Genomic DNA, 17,190 nt, shown 5'->3' with positions numbered 1-17,190 from the left:
ATCATCCTAACGATGTCGATCGGGCGTTCTGCTGGAGCGCCCGCTGCTCGTCGAGGGGCCGAGCTTCGAGCGGAAGGGCGAAGCTCAGGTGCTCGGCGAGGAGCGGTGCGAGCGCGGATGCCGCGGCGTCGACCCGTCTCGAGACATCGCCATGCACCTCGAGCCATGGCACGTCCTGCGCGGCGAGCACGTCGCGGAAGCGCTGTTGCATGTCGTGACGGATGTGCTCGCCGTCGCGCAGGCCGTCCTGCTCGAAGGGGATCTCGTCGCCGGTGAGCACGTAGAGGAGCGGCGGGTGCGCGGCTGCCGCCTCATGCAGGCGCGGCGCCACCGCGCCGACGTAGCGCTCATGCCACAGTGCCGTCGCGAGCACATCGGTGTCGCACACGAGCACCGGCATCGGCACCTGCCTGAGCGCCTGCTGCTCGAGGGCGATCTGCCGGTCGACGATGAGGTCGAACTCATCGCTGCGCCACGGCGCGGTCAGCCCGCCCTCGCGGATGACGGAGTGCTCGCGGCCGTACTCCGGCACCCAGAGCGTGCCCAGCCGATCGGCGAGCGCTTCGGCGAGAGTCGTCGAGCCGGTGGATTCCGCGCCCAGCACCACCACGCGCGCGGTCAGCCACGCGCGCACGGCCGGGGCGAGCTCATGCCAGTTGCCGGCGACGTCGGCACGGATCGCCGTGCCGGAGACGGGATTGATCCGGCGCCCCTCGTCGATCTGCACCCAGCGCGCGTCGAGGCGCCTGGCCAGTTCGCCGCCATACGAGTCGCACGAGAAGACCGTGTCGACCGGGCCGTCGAGCAGCGAGGCGATCAGCGCCATGTGCTCGTCCCACGCTGCCTGCGACTCGAAGTCGACCGGGGCGTCGTCCATTGCCGCGACGACGCGCGCGCCGGGGTGCGACTCGCGGATCCAGCTCGCGCGCACCTCCAGCGGGATCGACTCCACCGACGCGCCCAGCACCTGCACGGTGACCCGGTCGCTGTCGCGCTGCGCCCGACGGATCAGGTGCGAATGCCCGCTGTGAAAGGGATAGAACTTGCCGAGGACGAGACCGTGTCCGCTCATGCGCCTCACCTCACGCTCGGGCGGACGGCGCGACCGCAGGGGTCTCGCGGTCGGCGACGGCCGCCTGACGCCACGAGCGGTAGCCGATCACGCACAGGGCGATGAAGAGCACGTACAGCGCCGCGATGACCCAGAGACCCGCGGCGATCGAGAGGCCGACGAAGGCGATGTCGACGCAGATCCACACGAACCAGTTTTCGATCCACTTGCGGTTCAGCATGTACTGCGCCACGAGACTCGCCGCAGTGGTCGCCGCATCGGCGATCGCGACCTGCGAGTCGGTGAACGTCGTGAGCACCCACACCAGCACGGCGGTGCCCGCCACCGCGGCGAGAGCCAGCCATGGCCATGCCCGACGCGGCGTGTTGACGACATACGTGCGGCTCTGCTCCGCACCGCGCGTCCATCGCCACCACCCATGCAGACCCATCAGCAGGTAGACGACCTGGAGGGCCGATGTCGCGTACAGCCCCGCGCCGATGAAGACGACGAACAGCACCACGTTGTTGGCGATGCCGATCGGGTAGTTCCAGACGTTACGGCGGCCGGCGAGCCACACGCAGACCGCGCCCGTGACGAAGCCGAGAACCTGAGGCCACTCGGCCTGGAGCCACTCGAACACGGGCCGCTACAGTTCGACGCCGAGAAGCACGGGCTCCGGCTGCAGCACGAGCCCGAACTCCGCATGGACGCGGCTCTGGATGAAGCGGGCGAGCTCTGAGACCTCGGCGGCCGTCGCGCCGCCGCGGTTGGTGAGGGCGAGGGCGTGCTTGGTAGAGACGGATGCCCGTGACCTCGGCAGCTTGAACCCCTTGCGGATTCCGGCCTGCTCGATCAGCCAGGCGGCACTCACCTTCACGTCGGGCGCCTCGGGCTTCGCGGCGGGCACATAGCCGTCGTACGAGGCGAGGGGGATCACCGTGACGGTGTCGAGGTCAGGGGTCACCGGCCACCGCGGGCACTCGGGCGGAAGGGCGCGGGCGACGACCTCGGGCACGATCGCATTCTGGAAGAACGAGCCGACGCCGTGCGTATCGGGGTCGTTCTCGTCGAGCAGCATCCCCTTCGACGCGCGCGTGGCGAGGATCCGCTCCCGCACCCACGTGAGCGGCACAGGGGCGTCGGAGTCGAGCCCCAGCGCCCTGCGCAGCTGCTCGCCGCGGACGACGCGCTCCTCGGCGACGAGAAGATCGACCGTGACCGACAGGATGACGGCACGGCGCTGCGGCACACCGCCGTAGTGATGCTTGAGCACGGAGGTTCGGAACCCGAGCCCGAGCTCGGATGCCGGGACGACCGACACCTCGCCCGTCGCCTCGTCGATGAGCTCGACCTCGACCAGGGTCTCTTGGATCTCCTGACCGTACGCACCGATGTTCTGCACCGGCGAGGCACCGACGGTGCCCGGGATGCCGCTCATCGCCTCGAGTCCGGCATACCCGCGCTCGACGGCGTAGGCGACGAGATCGTCCCAGCCGTGCCCCGCCTGCACACGAAGGCGGATGCGTCCGGCATGCGGCGACGGGAGCTCCTCGATGCCGCGGGTGAGGATCCGGATGACGGTTCCCTCGAACGGTTCGTCACCGATGAACAGGTTGGAGCCGCCGCCGAGGACGAACCACTCGTCGCCGCGTGACCACACGTCGGTGAGCGCGTCGACCAGCTCGGCGGTGGTCGACGCCTCGAGCATCCGCTCGGGGGCCCCGCCCGTTCGGAGGGTCGTCAGAGTGGCCAGCTTGAGCGGCTCGACCTCGCGCACCACGCCGTCGCCCATCAGGAGGCGACGCGCAGCTGCGCCTTGACGAGGACCGTCGTCTCGCCGAACGTGACCTTGAGGTCGATGCGCGTCGATTCCTCATCGACGGCGCCGACGGTGGCGACGACGTGAAGGTCGGCTCCGTCTGCAGGGTCGACCACGACCGGCTTGGTGAATCGCACGCCGTAGTCGAGGATGCGGGTGCCCGGTTCGAGGGCCGCGACGACCACCGACGAGGCGATGCCCATCGTGAGCATGCCGTGCGCGAGGACGCCGGGCAGACCCACCTCGGCGGCGATGTCGTCACGGTAATGGATCGGGTTGAAGTCGCCCGATGCTCCCGCGTAGCGCACCAGCGACTCGCGGGTGATGTGCACCGTGCGCTCTGCGACGACGTCTCCGACAGCGAACGGCATCACTCTGCTCCTTCTTCGGCGCCGACCAGCAGCACGCTGGTGGCGGTGACGACGTGCTCGCCGGCGGCATCCGTGATCTCTGCCGCGCTGGTGATCATGGCGTTGCCACCCATCATGCGGATGGCGGTCACGCGCAGCCGGCCGGTGAGCTCGTCGCCCGCCACGATCGGGCGCGAGTAGGCGAACTTCTGCTCGGCGTGGATCGTGCGCGCCAGCACGATGCCCGAGTCCGGCTCGGCGAGCAACTGCTGCAGCGTGAGATCCTGAATGACCATCGCGAAGGTCGGCGGCGCCACGACATCGGCGAAGCCGGCCGCACGCGCAGCCTCGACGTCGGTGTGCGGCGGAGCGTCGGCGAAGACCGCGCGCGCGAACTCGCGCACCTTCTCGCGACCGACGAGATAGGGGGACGTCGGCGGGAACTCCCGGCCGAGAAGATCTTGGTTCACTGCCACCCCTCGATCCTACGTTCTCGGTCGTGGAGCTCGGTGACCGAAGGCCGGTTCAAAAGCTGCTCAGTCCTTCTTCTTGCGTCCCTTGATCGCCTTCATGGCCATCTGCACGGCGATGACCACGAGGTATGCCGCGAACAGCATGTTGCCGACCTGCGGGTCGATCAGCGTGGCCAACCACGCGCCGAGCGCGGTGGTGGTGCACGCTGACACTCCGACGAGCGCCGCGGCCACGAGGTCGACGTTGCGGTTGCGCAGGTTGCCGATCGTGCCGGAGATCGCGGTGGGGATCATCATGAGCAGCGACGTGCCCTTGGCGACGAGGTCGCTGGTGCCGAATGCGAGCATCAGGATCGGCACGACGATCACGCCTCCGCCGACCCCGATGAGCCCTGCCAGGATGCCGGTGGCGACGCCGACCAGCACGAGGGCGATCCCGTTGAGCAGCTGCAGCTCGAACTCCGCGTCTCGCGAGGGGATGACCAGGAACAGGCTGACGATGACGACGACGAGGAAGCCGACGAAGAACCAGCGCAGCACGGTCTGCGAGATCTTCGGCAGCATCCGGGTGCCGATCTGCGCGCCGACGACGGAGCCGGCGGCGAGGATCAGCGCGGGGATCCAGGCGACCGATCCGTTGATCGCGTACGAGATGACGCCGACCGTCGCGGTCGGGACGATCGCGGCGAGCGACGTGCCGGCACCGAGCCGCTGGTTGAAGTGCAGGAAGAGCACGAGCAGCGGAACGATCACCGTGCCGCCGCCGACGCCGAAGAGGCCGGAGAGGAGGCCCGCGATCAGGCCGATGCCGATGAATGCCGTATAGGCGCGAGGCCCTCTGCTCAGGGTCTCTGCATCAGTCACCGGATCAGCCTACTCGCAGGCGACCTCTCCTATTCGCGCGGCACTGCGGGGGCCCTCGTCCCGACCGCCGCGCGAAGGATCCCCCCTGGGACCCGGTCTCCTCCTGTGCGACACTGGATCGCATCAGACGGCGTCGTCGATGACCCGGATCGAAGGAGATCTCATGGTGCGCAGTTCCTATCCCGATGTCGAGATCCCGGCGGTCTCGATCCACGACTTCCTGTTCGGCGATGTCGAGGACGACCGCCTCGACGCGATCGCGATCGTCGACGGTGTCAGCGGTGCCACCACGACCTATCGCCAGCTGATCGCACAGATCGACCTGTTCGCGGGCGCCCTCGCCGCACGTGGAGTGGGCGTCGGAACGAAGGTGGGCGTGTTGTGCCCCAACATCCCTGCCTTCGCGACGGTCTTCCACGGCATCCTGCGCGCAGGAGCGACGGCCACCACGATCAATTCCCTCTACACACCCGATGAGATCGCGAATCAGCTGACGGATGCCGAGGCGACATGGCTCATCACCGTCTCACCGCTGCTTGCCGGGGCGAAGGCGGCAGCCGCGGCTGTGGGCCTCGACGACGACCACGTCATCGTCCTCGACGGCGCCGACGGGCATCCGTCGCTGCCCGCCCTGCTCGGCGAGGGGCGCACTGCACCCGAGGTGAGCTTCGATCCGGAGACACATCTCGCGGTGCTCCCCTACTCCTCAGGCACCACCGGTCGCCCCAAGGGCGTCATGCTCACGCACCGCAACCTGATCGCCAATGTCAGCCAGTGCCGCTCCACGATCTCTCTCGGCGACGACGACCGCGTGCTCGCCGTCCTGCCCTTCTTCCACATCTACGGCATGACGGTGCTTCTGAACTTCGCGCTGCGTCAGCGCGCGGCCCTGGTCACGATGCCCAGGTTCGATCTCACGGACTTCCTTCGCGTCGTCCAGGAGCACCGGACCAGCTGGGTCTTCATCGCGCCGCCGATCGCCGTCGCCCTCGCGAAGCACCCGCTCGTCGACCAGTACGACACCTCGGCGATCAAGGTCATCTTCTCCGGGGCCGCTCCCCTCGACGGCGGCCTCGCGTCTGCGGTCGCTGATCGCCTCGGCTGCACGGTGTGCCAGGGGTACGGCATGACCGAGACCAGCCCGGTGACCCATGCGATCCCCTACGACCGACCGGACATCGACCGGTCGTCGGTCGGCATGCTGCTCGCGAACACCGAGGCGCGGCTCGTCGCAGAGGACGGCACCGACGTCGATGCGCCGGACGAGGGCGCCAGCGAGCCGGGGGAATTGCTGATCCGCGGACCCCAGGTGATGGCCGGCTACCTGAACAGGCCCGACGCGACAGCCGAGATGCTCGATGCCGACGGCTGGCTGCACACCGGCGACGTCGCGACAGTGACGCACGACGGCATCTTCCGCATCGTCGACCGGCTCAAGGAACTCATCAAGTACAAGGGCTATCAGGTCGCGCCGGCGGTTCTCGAAGCGGTGCTGCTGGAGCATCCGTCCATCGCCGATGCGGCTGTCATCGGCGTGCCGGACGCCGATGGACAGGAGGTCCCGAAGGCGTTCGTGGTGGTGCAGCAGGGAGCGGAACTCGATGCGGATGCCGTGATGGCACACGTCGCCGCGCACGTCGCACCCCATGAGAAGGTGCGACAGGTCGAGTTCATCGACACGATTCCGAAATCGGCATCCGGAAAGATCCTGCGCAAGGATCTGCGCACGCGCTGATCCCCGCGCCCGGAGACGAAGAAGCCCGCCGTCCCTTTCGGGGCGGCGGGCTTCTTGGAACGAGCGAGGTGCTTACTCGGACTTCTTCTCGACAGCGTCCTCGGCGGCAGCCTCGGCTGCCTCTCCCTCGGCCTGCGACTCGGCGCCGGCGTCGGTGGTCTCCTCGACGGGAGCCTCCTCAGCGGGAGCCTCCTCGACGACCTCGGCGGGCTTCTCAGCCTTGGCAGCCTTCTTGGTGGACTTCGCCTTGGGGGTGACGGGCTCGAGAACGAGCTCGATCACTGCCATGGGGGCGTTGTCACCCTTACGGTTGCCGACCTTCGTGATGCGGGTGTAGCCACCCTCACGGTCTGCGACGAGCGGGGCGATCTCGGTGAATAGCACGTGTCCGGCGTCCTTGTTGGAGCGCAGCACGGTCATCGCACGACGACGCGCGTTCAGGTCGCCGCGCTTGCCGAGCGTGATGAGACGCTCCGCGAGCGGACGCAGGCGCTTGGCCTTGGTCTCGGTCGTCTTGATCGACTTGTGGATGAAGAGCTGCGCCGCCATGTTGGCAAGCAGCAGGCGCTCGTGTGCGGGGCCGCCTCCGAGGCGGGGACCCTTAGTGGGCTTGGGCATAATCGTCTAACTCCTGGTCAGAAAGGTCGGGTTTCAGAAGGACTCGTCTTCGCTGCCGCCGTAGAAGTGGGCGCCGTCGAAACCGGGCACCGAATCCTTGAGCGACAGACCGAGCGAGATGAGCTTGTCGCGCACCTCGTCGACCGACTTCTGGCCGAAATTGCGGATGTTCATGAGCTGCGTCTCCGACAGGGCGACGAGCTCGGAAACAGTGTTGATGCCCTCACGCTTCAGGCAGTTGTAAGAGCGGACCGAGAGGTCGAGGTCCTCGATCGGCATCGACAGCTCGCTGGAGTTCACTGCCTCCACCGGTGCCGGGCCGATCTCGATGCCCTCAGCCTCGACGTTCAGCTCGCGAGCGAGACCGAACAGCTCGGTGAGCGTCTTCGCAGCCGACGCGACAGCGTCGCGGGGGCTGATGGCGGACTTGGTCTCGACGTCGAGGACGAGCTTGTCGAAGTCGGTGCGCTCACCCGCACGGGTGGCGTCGACGCGGTAGCTGACCTTGAGAACCGGCGAGTAGATCGAGTCGATCGGGATCTGACCGGCCTCGGCGTACTCGTTGCGGTTCTGCGTCGCCGAGACGTAGCCACGGCCACGCTCGATCGTGAGCTCGAGCTCGAACTTCGCGGTCTCGTTGAGCGTCGCGATGACGAGCTCGGGGTTCTGGACCTCGACACCGGCCGGAGCCGAGATGTCAGCGGCGGTCACTTCGCCCGAACCGGTCTTGCGCAGGTAAGCAGTGATGGGCTCGTCGCGCTCCGACGAGACCACGAGCTGCTTGATGTTGAGGATGATCTCGGTGACATCCTCCTTCACGCCGGGGATGGTGCTGAACTCGTGCAGCACGCCGTCGATGCGAACGCTGGTGACCGCGGCGCCGGGGATCGACGACAGCAGGCTGCGACGAAGCGCATTGCCGATCGTGTATCCGAAGCCGGGCTCCAGAGGCTCGATGATGAACCGGCTACGGTTCTCGACGATCTTTTCCTCGGTCAGTGTGGGACGCTGTGCAATAAGCACTCTGTGTTCCTTTCGATCACATGCCCGCTATATGACATGTGGTGGGGTGAGGTTTTGAGTTTTGGGAGTCGATGCCCGCGCTGGCGGGCGTCGAGCCGCTCGGCCCCGAAGGACCGAGCGGCTCAACAAGCCGGATCAGACGCGGCGGCGCTTCGGCGGGCGGCAACCGTTGTGCGCCTGCGGGGTGACGTCCTGGATCGAGCCGACCTCGAGGCCGGCGGCCGTCAGCGAACGGATCGCGGTCTCGCGACCCGAGCCCGGTCCCTTGACGAAGACGTCGACCTTCTTGACGCCGTGCTCCTGCGCCTGACGGGCAGCCGACTCGGCGGCCAGACCAGCGGCGTAGGGGGTCGACTTGCGCGAGCCCTTGAAGCCCACGCCACCCGACGATGCCCAGCTGATGACAGCGCCGGACGGGTCGGTGATCGAAACGATGGTGTTGTTGAACGTCGACTTGATGTGGGCATGGCCCAGCGCGATGTTCTTCTTTTCCTTGCGGCGCGGCTTGCGCGCGGCGGCCTTGGGTGCAGCCATGAAAGTGTTCTCCTAGTCCCTGGGGGCCGCGCTTAGCGGGCCTTCTTCTTGCCTGCGACGGTGCGCTTCGGGCCCTTGCGGGTACGGGCGTTGGTCTTGGTGCGCTGACCACGGACCGGGAGGCCACGACGGTGGCGGACGCCCTCGTAGGAGCCGATCTCGACCTTGCGGCGGATGTCTGCTGCGACCTCGCGGCGCAGGTCACCCTCCACCTTGTAGGTGCCTTCGATGTAGTCGCGGAGGGCGATCAGCTGGTCATCGCTGAGGTCCTTCACGCGGATGCTCTCGTCGATCTCCGTAGCCTTGAGGATTTCGACCGAGCGGGTACGGCCCACGCCGTAGATGTAGGTAAGGGCGATCACCACGCGCTTATCGCGCGGGATGTCAACGCCGGCAAGACGTGCCATGCGGTTCTCCTGAGTGTTGTGGAGGTATGGAGCAGGATCGGTGCTCGGGCCTCCGCCCCGAGGTGTCCCCCACTCTCGTGGGATCTGATCCTGCCGTTGTGTGTATTGAGTTGTGAGTCAGCTTCGAAGAGTCCGCCGGCCAGGCCGACGGGCGCTCAGCCCTGGCGCTGCTTGTGGCGCGGGTTGCTCTTGCAGATGACCATGACGCGGCCGTGGCGGCGGATCACCTTGCAGTGATCGCACATGGGCTTGACGCTGGGGTTGACCTTCATGATGTTTCCTATTCGCTGTCTTCACCGGGCAGGCTGAGTGCCTGGGGTGTTACTTCTCGACCGATCAGCGGTAGCGGTAGACGATTCGTCCACGGGTGAGGTCGTAGGGGCTGAGCTCCACGACGACACGGTCTTCGGGGATGATGCGGATGTAGTTCTGCCGCATCTTGCCTGAGATCGTTGCAAGGACCTTGTGTCCGTTGGAGAGCTCAACGCGGAACATCGCGTTGGGCAGAGCCTCGGAGATCACGCCCTCGATCTCGATGACACCGTCTTTCTTAGCCATAGCCTCGCTGACGCTTCTGCAGACCGGTCGATCTGCGGTGGGTGATGGGATTGCGGTGCTTCTTGCCGATTCAGACACGCCGAATCAAGGCGCAAGGCACCAAGGATCTATGTTATCCGACAACGGGAGTTCCGGCAACCTGGCCAGGATGCCGGAACTCCCGTTGTGCGACTGACGCGGATCAGCCGAGGATCTTGGCGAACTCCGTGGCGATCTCGCTGTTGTCGATGCGGGTGCCGTTGATCTCGACGGTCGGGGTTCCCGAGATCTCGTGCGCCTTGGTCTGGGAGTCGGCGAACTTGTTGTAGGTGCCGTCGGCGATGCAGTCCGCCGCGGCCCCCGCTCCTGCCTGCTCGGCGAGGGCGCTCAGCTCCTCAGCGCTGAGTCCGGCGGAGTTCTCCTCGGGCTGGTTCGCGAACAGCAGGTTGAAGTAGTCCAGAGTGGCGTCGGGAGCCTCTGCGGCGACGCAGTACATCGAGCCGGCCGACAGCGAGGAGAACTCCCCGGTCGTCGAGAGCCTGTTGAGGATCGACACGGGGTGGATGTTGAGCGTGATCTTGTCATCAGCGGCTGCTGCCTGCAGCTGCTCGCCGTAGGCGTCCTCGAACTGTCCGCACACGGGGCACATGAAGTCGACGTAGGTGTCGATCTCGTCCTCGCCGGAGCCGAACGAGATGGCCCCGGTCTCCTCGTTGACGATGGAGCTCTGCGGGGCGGTGCCGGGGTCGGTGGCCTGGTTGTTCAGGGACACGACGACGAAGGCCAGCACGGCCAGCACGACCACCACTGCCGCCGAGACGCCGATCACGAACCAGTTGGTGTTGCTCTTCGCGGCTGCCATTGCTTTCCGTTTCTGTCGAGGCCCGACGTGGCGGACCCGGCCTGAAGTCTTCGGGTGCATGCGCACCCATACACCCATTGTGCCCGGAGAAACCTATGCGCACGTTGTGATCGCGTGCAGGATCACAGTTCGCGCCGCGTCTGAGGGCGCAGAGAGGTCAGGCGATGGGCGTCGGCGTCACGCCGAAGGACACGAGGCCTGCCGCTCCCCCGTCGGGGGCGGTGAGCACCCAGATGCCGTCCTCGTGCAGGGCGACGCTGTGCTCCCAGTGCGATCCGTCGGTGCCGTCGACCGTCGAGACCGTCCAGTCGTCGTCCTCGACGAAGGTCTCGTCACTGCCGGCGGTCACCATCGGCTCGATGGCCAGCACCAGACCGGGCTTGACCTCTGCACCGGGATCGGGCGTCCGGTAGTTGAAGACGCTCGGAGCCTCGTGCATCTTGCGACCGATGCCGTGGCCGACGTACTCGCGCAGGATGCCGTAGGTCTCCCCCGAGACGGCTGACGGTCCCTGAGCCTCGATGTAACCCTGGATGGCGGCGCCGATGTCACCCAGGTGGGAAGCGGACGCCATTGCGGCGATACCGGCCCACATGGACCCCTCTGTCACGCGCGACAGCTCCTGTCGCTGCGCGACGAGCTCGGGACGCGTGTCATCGGGAACGACCACCGTGATCGCGCTGTCGCCGTTCCACCCTTGGAACTGCGCGCCGCAGTCGATCGACACGATGTCGCCTGCCTGCAGGATCCGCTCGCCGGGGATGCCGTGCACGACCTCCTCGTTGACCGAGATGCACGTGGTGTGCTTGTAGCCGCGAACCAGCTGGAAGTTCGACTCGGCACCACGGGCGAGGATCACGCGGTTGGCCTCGGCGTCGAGCTCGAGGGTCGTGACCCCCGGTCGGATCAACGGCCGGACGGCGTCCAGCGCCGCGGCAGTGATGAGGCCGGGCTCGACCATCGCTCGCAGCTGAGCCGCATTCTTGTAGATCGACTTGCGGAACATCGCGCGGTGTTCAGGCCGCGAGACGCAGGCCGCGAGCGACGAGAGCCGCGAAGACGCGCTCGGTGATCTCGTCGAGCGAGCCGACGCCGTCGATCCGGTCGACGATGCCACGGGGCCCGTAGACCTCGAGGATCGGGGCCGTCTCGTGCTCGTAGATGTCCAGGCGGTGCGCGATGGCCTCGTCGGTGTCGTCCGAACGGCCCTGCTCGGCCGCACGGAGCTTCAACCGCTCGATGCTCTCCTCGCGGGGAACGTCGAGAAGGATGACCGCGTCGAGCGACTCGCCGCGAGCGGACAGGAACGCGTCGAGATGCTGCACCTGGGCGGCGTTGCGCGGGTAGCCGTCGAGGAGGAAGCCGTTCGCGGCGTCGTCCTGCGACAGGCGATCGCGAACGATCTCGCTGGTCAGCTCGTCGGGAACGAGGTCTCCCTTGTCGAGGACAGCCGTGACCTGCTGGCCGAGCGGCGTGCCCTCTTTGATGTTCGCGCGGAAGATGTCTCCGGTCGAGACGACCGGGATGCCGTACGACTCGGCGATGCGGACACCCTGGGTGCCTTTGCCCGAGCCCTGCGGACCGACGATGAGAAGACGAGCTGATCGAGTCATCGGAGGAGCCCTTCGTAGTGACGCTGCTGCAGCTGGGCGTCGATCTGCTTGACCGTCTCGAGACCGACACCCACGATGATGAGGATCGACGCGCCGCCGAACGGGAAGTTCTGGTTGGCGCCGACGGTGGCGAGAGCGATCAGTGGGATCAGCGCGATCAGACCGAGGTAGATCGACCCGGGAAGCGTGATGCGGGTGAGCACGTAGTCGAGGTACTCGGCGGTGGGACGACCGGCACGGATGCCGGGGATGAACCCGCCGTACTTCTTCATGTTGTCTGCGACCTCGACCGGGTTGAAGGTGATCGCGACGTAGAAGTACGTGAAGCCGATGATCAGCAGGAAGTACACCGCCATGTAGATGGGGCTGTTGCCTGTCGTGAAGTTCGCGCTGATCCAGGTCACCCATGCCGCCGGCTCGGAGCCGTCCTGCGGAGTGTTGAACTGCGCGATGAGCGCAGGGATGTACAGCAGCGAGGAGGCGAAGATCACAGGGATCACGCCGGCCATGTTGACCTTGATCGGGATGTAGGTGTTGGTGCCGCCGTAGGTGCGACGACCGACCATGCGCTTGGCGTACTGCACCGGGATGCGCCGCTGCGACTGCTCGACGAACACGACGAGCGCCATCACGATGATTCCGACCAGGAGCACCAGGAGGAAGACCTCGAAGCCCTTGCTCTCCCAGATGAGCCACATGGCGCCGGGGAAGGTGGCGGCGATCGAGGTGAAGATGAGCAGCGACATGCCGTTGCCGATGCCGCGCTCGGTGACGAGCTCGGCGAACCACATGATGAGTCCGGTGCCTGCGGTCATGGTCATGATCATGAGCAGCTGCGCCCACCACACGTCGTTGGTGAGGAGGTTCTGGCACGCCGCGATGTCGGTCGTGCCGAAGAGCTGACCGCTGCGGGCCACGGTCACGAGCGTGGTCGACTGCAGCAGCGCCAGCGCGATCGTGAGGTACCGCGTGTACTGGGTCAGGCGGGCCTGGCCGGCCTGGCCCTCCTTGTGCAGAGCCTCGAAGTGAGGGATCACGACGCGGAGGAGCTGCGTGATGATCGTCGCGGTGATGTACGGCATGACGCCGAGCGCGAAGATCGAGAGCTGGAGGAGCGCGCCACCCGAGAACAGGTTGACGAGCCCGAGGAGTCCCTCTGTCCCGGAGTTCAGCGCGAGGCACTCCTCGACGTTCGGGAAGTTCACGAACGGAGCAGGCACATTCGAGCCGAGCCGGTAGATGGCGACGATGGCGAGGGTGAAACCGATCTTCCGACGCAGGTCGGGCGTGCGGAAGATCCGCGCGATGGCGCTAAACAAGGACGTCCTCCTGAAAGGTTGCCGATCCCTGAAGGACGGCTGAAAGAACAGGCTAACCCATAAGAGGGGCCGGAGAATCTCCGACCCCTCTCATGAAGTGGTTACTTGACGGATCCGCCGGCCGCCACGATCTTCTGCTCGGCAGAACCCGAGACCTTGTCGACCGCTACGGTGAGCTTCACGGCGATGTCGCCGTTTCCGAGAACCTTGACCTTCTCGTTCTTGCGAACGGCACCCTTGGCGACCAGGTCGCCGATGGTGACGTCGCCACCCTTGGGGTACAGCTCCGCGAGCTTCTCCAGGTTCACGACCTGGTACTCGACGCGGAACGGGTTCTTGAACCCGCGCAGCTTCGGGGTGCGCATGTGCAGCGGCATCTGCCCACCCTCGAATCCGACGCGAACGGTGTTGCGAGCCCTCGTACCCTTGGTACCGCGACCCGCGGTCTTGCCCTTGGAGCCCTCACCGCGACCGACACGGGTCTTCGCGGTGTTGGATCCGGGAACCGGACGCAGGTGGTGCACCTTCAGCACGCCGGGGCGGGATGCCGGAGCATCCTTCTTCGGCGCAGCCTTCTTGGCAGCGGGCTTCTTGACGGCGTCGGCCTTTGCCGAAGACGCCTTTGCAGGTGCCTTCTTGGCGGCGGGCTTCTTCTCGGCTGCGGCCTTGGGAGCGGCAGCCTTCTTCGGGGCCTTCTCGGCCTCGACGGCTTCGTTCTTCTCAGCCATTAGTCGATCTCCTCAACCTTGACGAGGTGGGCGACGGTCTTGACGTAACCGCGCGTCTGCGCGTCGTCGGGGCGAACGGTGCTGTCACCGATGCGCTTCAGACCGAGGCTGCGCAGCGTGTCACGCTGGTTCTGCTTCTCGCTCACCTTGGATTTGACCTGCGTGACCTTCAGGCGCGCAGCCATCAGGCACCTACCTTCTGTGCGGCGATGGCGTCAGCCTCCGCACGGACAAGACGCGCGGGTGCGACCTGGTCGAACTCGAGGCCACGACGTGCGGCGACCGCACGGGGCTCCTCGAGCATCTTCAGGGCCGTCACCGTCGCGTGCACGATGTTGATCGTGTTCGACGAGCCGAGCGACTTCGAGAGCACGTCGTGGATGCCGGCGCACTCGAGCACGGCGCGGACGGGACCACCGGCGATGACACCGGTACCGGCAGCGGCCGGACGAAGCAGGACGACGCCTGCTGCAGCCTCACCCTGCACGGGGTGCGGGATGGTGCTGCCGACGCGCGGCACGCGGAAGAAGTTGCGCTTGGCCTCTTCGACACCCTTGGCGATCGCCAGGGGGACCTCGCGAGCCTTGCCGTAGCCGACGCCCACCAGACCGTTGCCGTCACCGACGACCACGAGAGCGGTGAAGCTGAAGCGACGACCACCCTTCACGACCTTCGAGACGCGGTTGATGGTGACCACGCGCTCGAGGAACTGGTTGTCCCCACGGTCGCGGGAGTTGCGGTCACGGCCACCCTGGTTGCGGTCACCACGGCCACCGCCGCGGCGGTTGTCGCGCTGAGACGGCTCTGCCTGCGTGGTGCCGGTGGCAGTCTCGGAAGTGGCAGCTGCCGCTTCGGTCACTTCGTTCTCCTTGTTGTCACTCACAGTGCCAGACCCCCTTCGCGGGCGCCGTCGGCGATGGCGGCGACACGACCGGCGTAGCGGTTGCCGCCACGGTCGAACACTGCCTCGGAAACGCCGGCAGACTTCGCACGCTCGGCGAGAAGCTCGCCGACCTTGCGGGCCTTGGCGGTCTTGTCACCCTCGAGCGAGCGCAGGTCGGTCTCGAGCGTCGATGCCGACGCCACGGTGTGACCCTTGCTGTCGTCGACAAGCTGCACGAAGACGTGGCGAGCCGAGCGGTTGACGACGAGACGCGGACGCGACTCGGTGCCGACGACCTTCTTGCGAAGGCGGGCATGACGACGCGCGCGGGCGTCAGACTTTGACTTGAGAGCCATGGTTACTTACCACTCTTTCCGGCCTTGCGACGCACGATCTCGCCGGCGTAGCGCACACCCTTGCCCTTGTACGGCTCGGGCTTGCGGATCTTGCGGATGTTCGCAGCTGCCTCGCCGACAGCCTGCTTGTCGATACCACTGACCGTGAGCTTGTTGGTGCCCTCGACCGTGAGCGTGATACCGGCGGGCGGGTCGATGAGGACCGGGTGCGAGAAGCCGAGGGCAAACTCGACCGAGCTGCCCTTCTGTGCCACTCGGTAACCGGTTCCGACGACCTCGAGACCCTTGGTGTAGCCCTGGGTCACGCCGATGATGTTGTTGTTGATGAGCGTGCGGGTCAGGCCGTGAAGCGACCGGGACTCGCGCTCGTCGTCGGGACGGGTGACGAGAACCTGGTTCTCCTCGACCGCGACCTCGATGGGCTTGGCGACCGTCAGGGTGAGCTCACCCTTGGGGCCCTTCACCGCGACCTCACGGCCGTCGACCGAGATGGTCACGCCCGCGGGAACGTCGATGGGAAGTCGTCCAATACGCGACATTTTCGATTACCACACGTAGGCGAGAACTTCTCCGCCCACGCCCTTCTGCTCTGCCTGACGGTCAGTGAGAAGACCGGAGGAGGTGGACAGGATGGCCACGCCGAGTCCGCCGAGGACCCTGGGCAGCTCGGTGGACTTCGCGTACACGCGGAGGCCGGGCTTCGACACGCGCTTGATGCCCGCGATCGAACGCTCACGGTTGGGACCGTACTTCAGCTGCAGGGTGAGGTTCGTGCCGACGCGAGCGTCAGTCGTCTCCCATCCGGCGATGTAACCCTCCTGCTGGAGGATCTCGGCGATGTGCGTCTTGAGCTTGCTCGACGGCAGGGTCACGGAATCGTGATGCGCCGAGTTCGCGTTGCGCAGACGGGTCAGCAGATCTGCGACCGGGTCTGTCATTGTCATTGTTGTTTTCCTTTGTTCATGAGGTTCCGGCTGCCGTTACACGACAGACGGCCTGCGATGACACGCAATCTTCAATTGTACGGGATCGGGCGGGGCGCTGTGCGCCCCGCCCGAAACCGCTTACGCCTTGGCGTCTTCCGTACGGAAGGGGAAGCCGAGGTGACGCAGAAGCGCGCGACCTTCGTCGTCCGTCTTCGCGGTGGTGACGACAGTGATGTCGAAACCGCGAACCCGGTCGATCTTGTCCTGATCGATCTCGTGGAACACGCTCTGCTCCTGGAGACCGAAGGTGTAGTTGCCGTTCCCGTCGAACTGCTTGCCCGACAGACCGCGGAAGTCGCGGATGCGGGGCAGAGCGAGTGAGACGAGACGGTCCAGGAACTCCCACGCACGGTCACCGCGGAGGGTGACGTGTGCGCCGATGGCCTGGCCCTCGCGCAGCTTGAACTGCGCGATCGACTTGCGAGCCTTCGTGACGAGCGGCTTCTGACCGGTGATCTTGGTGAGATCGTCGATCGCGCCGTCGATCACCTTGCTGTCGCGGGCCGCTTCACCGACACCGGTGTTCACGACGACCTTGACCAGACCGGGGATCTGCATCACGTTGGTGTAGCCGAACTCATCCTGCAGCTTCTGCTGGATCTCGGCCTTGTACTTCGCCTTCAGGCGGGGCTGGATCTTGCCAGCCACCGCAGCGTCGGTGGTTGCCATCAGAGGTCCTTACCTGACTTCTTCGCGTACCGCACACGAACGGTGCGCTTGACGCCGTCCTTGGTCTGCTCCTCGACCCGGTGGCCGACCTTGGTCGGCTTCTTGGTCGAGGGGTCGACGAGTGCGACGTTCGAGATGTGGATGGAGGCCTCGACAGTCTCGAGGCCGCCCGTCTTGGTGCCACGCTGCGTCTGACCGACGCGCGTGTGCTTGGTGACGTAGTTCACGCCTTCGACGATGATGCGGTTCTTGTCGGCCAGGATCTCGAGGACCTTGCCCTGCTTGCCGCGATCTCCGCCACGCTCCTGCGTCGCTCCGGTGATGACCTGAACCAGGTCACCCTTCTTGATCTTCGCCATG

25 protein-coding genes are annotated in these 17,190 nt (G+C 66.3%); 1 reads left to right on the top strand and 24 read right to left on the bottom strand.

Annotated features, from left to right (window positions below; all coding sequences use genetic code 11):
• Position 1 precedes the first annotated feature (1 nt).
• Genes RU09_RS06780 through RU09_RS06755 form a run of 6 tightly spaced genes read right to left on the bottom strand, consistent with a single transcriptional unit; the run spans position 2 to position 4,560 of the window.
• Positions 2-1,072: an AAA family ATPase gene (locus RU09_RS06780; protein WP_042538810.1), complete on the bottom strand. Its 1,071-nt coding sequence runs from the start codon at positions 1,070-1,072 to the stop codon at positions 2-4.
• A gap of 10 nt (positions 1,073-1,082) precedes the next feature.
• The gene (pnuC, locus tag RU09_RS06775; protein ID WP_042538808.1) at positions 1,083-1,694 is read right to left on the bottom strand and encodes a nicotinamide riboside transporter PnuC; all 612 of its coding nucleotides are present in this window, start codon (positions 1,692-1,694) and stop codon (positions 1,083-1,085) included.
• Positions 1,695-1,700: 6 nt separating this feature from the next.
• On the bottom strand, positions 1,701-2,846 hold the full coding sequence (locus RU09_RS06770; RefSeq protein WP_442922285.1) for a UDP-N-acetylmuramate dehydrogenase: 1,146 nt from the start codon (positions 2,844-2,846) through the stop codon (positions 1,701-1,703).
• Positions 2,846-3,244: a MaoC/PaaZ C-terminal domain-containing protein gene (locus tag RU09_RS06765; RefSeq protein ID WP_042538806.1), complete on the bottom strand. Its 399-nt coding sequence runs from the start codon at positions 3,242-3,244 to the stop codon at positions 2,846-2,848. Before RU09_RS06765 ends, RU09_RS06770 begins: the two co-directional genes overlap by 1 nt.
• Positions 3,244-3,699 carry an FAS1-like dehydratase domain-containing protein gene (locus RU09_RS06760; RefSeq protein WP_042538804.1) on the bottom strand — a complete coding sequence of 152 codons (456 nt, stop codon included), beginning with the start codon at positions 3,697-3,699 and terminating at the stop codon, positions 3,244-3,246. The genes RU09_RS06765 and RU09_RS06760 overlap by 1 nt, the downstream gene beginning before the upstream one ends.
• Before the next feature lie 60 nt (positions 3,700-3,759).
• Positions 3,760-4,560: a sulfite exporter TauE/SafE family protein gene (locus RU09_RS06755; protein ID WP_042538802.1), complete on the bottom strand. Its 801-nt coding sequence runs from the start codon at positions 4,558-4,560 to the stop codon at positions 3,760-3,762.
• Between the two features lie 163 nt (positions 4,561-4,723).
• Here RU09_RS06755 and RU09_RS06750 point away from each other — a divergent pair, with 163 nt between their 5' ends.
• Positions 4,724-6,295: an AMP-binding protein gene (locus RU09_RS06750; protein WP_042538883.1), complete on the top strand. Its 1,572-nt coding sequence runs from the start codon at positions 4,724-4,726 to the stop codon at positions 6,293-6,295.
• A gap of 72 nt (positions 6,296-6,367) precedes the next feature.
• Here RU09_RS06750 and rplQ read toward each other — a convergent pair whose 3' ends face one another.
• The 18 genes from rplQ to rplX form a co-directional block, all read right to left on the bottom strand.
• Entirely contained in the window at positions 6,368-6,913 is a 546-nt protein-coding gene (gene rplQ / locus RU09_RS06745) for a 50S ribosomal protein L17 (RefSeq protein WP_042538800.1), read from the bottom strand.
• Positions 6,914-6,946: 33 nt separating this feature from the next.
• A complete protein-coding gene (locus tag RU09_RS06740; protein ID WP_042538798.1) occupies positions 6,947-7,936 on the bottom strand; it encodes a DNA-directed RNA polymerase subunit alpha in 990 nt (329 codons plus the stop codon).
• 135 nt (positions 7,937-8,071) lie between these two features.
• The gene (gene rpsK, locus RU09_RS06735) at positions 8,072-8,470 is read right to left on the bottom strand and encodes a 30S ribosomal protein S11 (RefSeq protein ID WP_042538796.1); all 399 of its coding nucleotides are present in this window, start codon (positions 8,468-8,470) and stop codon (positions 8,072-8,074) included.
• A gap of 32 nt (positions 8,471-8,502) precedes the next feature.
• The gene (gene rpsM / locus RU09_RS06730) at positions 8,503-8,877 is read right to left on the bottom strand and encodes a 30S ribosomal protein S13 (protein ID WP_042538794.1); all 375 of its coding nucleotides are present in this window, start codon (positions 8,875-8,877) and stop codon (positions 8,503-8,505) included.
• Positions 8,878-9,032: 155 nt separating this feature from the next.
• Positions 9,033-9,149: a 50S ribosomal protein L36 gene (rpmJ, locus tag RU09_RS06725; RefSeq protein WP_033106073.1), complete on the bottom strand. Its 117-nt coding sequence runs from the start codon at positions 9,147-9,149 to the stop codon at positions 9,033-9,035.
• 64 nt (positions 9,150-9,213) lie between these two features.
• Complete coding sequence (gene infA, locus RU09_RS06720) at positions 9,214-9,435, bottom strand: translation initiation factor IF-1 (protein ID WP_017201569.1); 222 nt, start codon at positions 9,433-9,435, stop codon at positions 9,214-9,216.
• A 181-nt stretch (positions 9,436-9,616) separates the two neighbouring features.
• On the bottom strand, positions 9,617-10,276 hold the full coding sequence (locus tag RU09_RS06715; protein ID WP_042538792.1) for a DsbA family protein: 660 nt from the start codon (positions 10,274-10,276) through the stop codon (positions 9,617-9,619).
• A gap of 157 nt (positions 10,277-10,433) precedes the next feature.
• Entirely contained in the window at positions 10,434-11,282 is an 849-nt protein-coding gene (gene map / locus RU09_RS06710; RefSeq protein WP_042538790.1) for a type I methionyl aminopeptidase, read from the bottom strand.
• 10 nt (positions 11,283-11,292) lie between these two features.
• Complete coding sequence (locus RU09_RS06705) at positions 11,293-11,889, bottom strand: adenylate kinase (protein WP_042538788.1); 597 nt, start codon at positions 11,887-11,889, stop codon at positions 11,293-11,295.
• Complete coding sequence (gene secY / locus RU09_RS06700; protein ID WP_042538786.1) at positions 11,886-13,208, bottom strand: preprotein translocase subunit SecY; 1,323 nt, start codon at positions 13,206-13,208, stop codon at positions 11,886-11,888. The genes RU09_RS06705 and secY overlap by 4 nt, the downstream gene beginning before the upstream one ends.
• 101 nt (positions 13,209-13,309) lie before the next feature.
• Positions 13,310-13,936, bottom strand: coding sequence for a 50S ribosomal protein L15 (rplO, locus tag RU09_RS06695; RefSeq protein WP_079113390.1), 627 nt, complete (start codon positions 13,934-13,936; stop codon positions 13,310-13,312).
• Positions 13,936-14,121, bottom strand: coding sequence for a 50S ribosomal protein L30 (rpmD, locus tag RU09_RS06685; RefSeq protein ID WP_042538783.1), 186 nt, complete (start codon positions 14,119-14,121; stop codon positions 13,936-13,938). The genes rplO and rpmD overlap by 1 nt, the downstream gene beginning before the upstream one ends.
• Positions 14,121-14,795 (bottom strand): 30S ribosomal protein S5, encoded by a 675-nt coding sequence (rpsE, locus tag RU09_RS06680; RefSeq protein WP_052492887.1) that lies wholly within the window; start codon positions 14,793-14,795, stop codon positions 14,121-14,123. Before rpsE ends, rpmD begins: the two co-directional genes overlap by 1 nt.
• A 20-nt stretch (positions 14,796-14,815) precedes the next feature.
• A complete protein-coding gene (gene rplR / locus RU09_RS06675) occupies positions 14,816-15,175 on the bottom strand; it encodes a 50S ribosomal protein L18 (protein ID WP_042538778.1) in 360 nt (119 codons plus the stop codon).
• Positions 15,176-15,177: 2 nt separating this feature from the next.
• Positions 15,178-15,714 carry a 50S ribosomal protein L6 gene (gene rplF, locus RU09_RS06670; protein ID WP_042538776.1) on the bottom strand — a complete coding sequence of 179 codons (537 nt, stop codon included), beginning with the start codon at positions 15,712-15,714 and terminating at the stop codon, positions 15,178-15,180.
• Positions 15,715-15,720: 6 nt separating this feature from the next.
• Positions 15,721-16,119 carry a 30S ribosomal protein S8 gene (gene rpsH, locus RU09_RS06665; RefSeq protein WP_042538774.1) on the bottom strand — a complete coding sequence of 133 codons (399 nt, stop codon included), beginning with the start codon at positions 16,117-16,119 and terminating at the stop codon, positions 15,721-15,723.
• Between the two features lie 120 nt (positions 16,120-16,239).
• A complete protein-coding gene (gene rplE / locus RU09_RS06660; protein WP_042538772.1) occupies positions 16,240-16,830 on the bottom strand; it encodes a 50S ribosomal protein L5 in 591 nt (196 codons plus the stop codon).
• Positions 16,830-17,189, bottom strand: coding sequence for a 50S ribosomal protein L24 (rplX, locus tag RU09_RS06655; protein WP_042538767.1), 360 nt, complete (start codon positions 17,187-17,189; stop codon positions 16,830-16,832). The genes rplE and rplX overlap by 1 nt, the downstream gene beginning before the upstream one ends.
• Position 17,190: the final 1 nt, after the last annotated feature.

It is taken from the genome of Microbacterium sp. MEJ108Y, from assembly GCF_000834175.1.
GTDB lineage: Bacteria > Actinomycetota > Actinomycetes > Actinomycetales > Microbacteriaceae > Microbacterium > Microbacterium forte.
Note: the sequence above shows the minus strand (reverse complement) of the source record. Positions and strands in the feature narration are given on the sequence as shown.

Coding starts and splice junctions, on each gene's coding strand:
- RU09_RS06780 (WP_042538810.1), bottom strand. CDS start 1,072: ATGAGCGGACACGGTCTCGTCCTCGGCAAGTTCTATCCCTTTCACAGC.
- RU09_RS06770 (WP_442922285.1), bottom strand. CDS start 2,846: ATGGGCGACGGCGTGGTGCGCGAGGTCGAGCCGCTCAAGCTGGCCACT.
- RU09_RS06765 (WP_042538806.1), bottom strand. CDS start 3,244: ATGCCGTTCGCTGTCGGAGACGTCGTCGCAGAGCGCACGGTGCACATC.
- RU09_RS06750 (WP_042538883.1), top strand. CDS start 4,724: ATGGTGCGCAGTTCCTATCCCGATGTCGAGATCCCGGCGGTCTCGATC.
- rplQ (WP_042538800.1), bottom strand. CDS start 6,913: ATGCCCAAGCCCACTAAGGGTCCCCGCCTCGGAGGCGGCCCCGCACAC.
- rpsK (WP_042538796.1), bottom strand. CDS start 8,470: ATGGCTGCACCCAAGGCCGCCGCGCGCAAGCCGCGCCGCAAGGAAAAG.
- rpsM (WP_042538794.1), bottom strand. CDS start 8,877: ATGGCACGTCTTGCCGGCGTTGACATCCCGCGCGATAAGCGCGTGGTG.
- rpmJ (WP_033106073.1), bottom strand. CDS start 9,149: ATGAAGGTCAACCCCAGCGTCAAGCCCATGTGCGATCACTGCAAGGTG.
- infA (WP_017201569.1), bottom strand. CDS start 9,435: ATGGCTAAGAAAGACGGTGTCATCGAGATCGAGGGCGTGATCTCCGAG.
- RU09_RS06715 (WP_042538792.1), bottom strand. CDS start 10,276: ATGGCAGCCGCGAAGAGCAACACCAACTGGTTCGTGATCGGCGTCTCG.
- map (WP_042538790.1), bottom strand. CDS start 11,282: ATGTTCCGCAAGTCGATCTACAAGAATGCGGCTCAGCTGCGAGCGATG.
- RU09_RS06705 (WP_042538788.1), bottom strand. CDS start 11,889: ATGACTCGATCAGCTCGTCTTCTCATCGTCGGTCCGCAGGGCTCGGGC.
- rplO (WP_079113390.1), bottom strand. CDS start 13,936: ATGGCTGAGAAGAACGAAGCCGTCGAGGCCGAGAAGGCCCCGAAGAAG.
- rpmD (WP_042538783.1), bottom strand. CDS start 14,121: ATGGCTGCGCGCCTGAAGGTCACGCAGGTCAAATCCAAGGTGAGCGAG.
- rplR (WP_042538778.1), bottom strand. CDS start 15,175: ATGGCTCTCAAGTCAAAGTCTGACGCCCGCGCGCGTCGTCATGCCCGC.
- rplF (WP_042538776.1), bottom strand. CDS start 15,714: ATGTCGCGTATTGGACGACTTCCCATCGACGTTCCCGCGGGCGTGACC.
- rpsH (WP_042538774.1), bottom strand. CDS start 16,119: ATGACAATGACAGACCCGGTCGCAGATCTGCTGACCCGTCTGCGCAAC.
- rplE (WP_042538772.1), bottom strand. CDS start 16,830: ATGGCAACCACCGACGCTGCGGTGGCTGGCAAGATCCAGCCCCGCCTG.
- rplX (WP_042538767.1), bottom strand. CDS start 17,189: ATGGCGAAGATCAAGAAGGGTGACCTGGTTCAGGTCATCACCGGAGCG.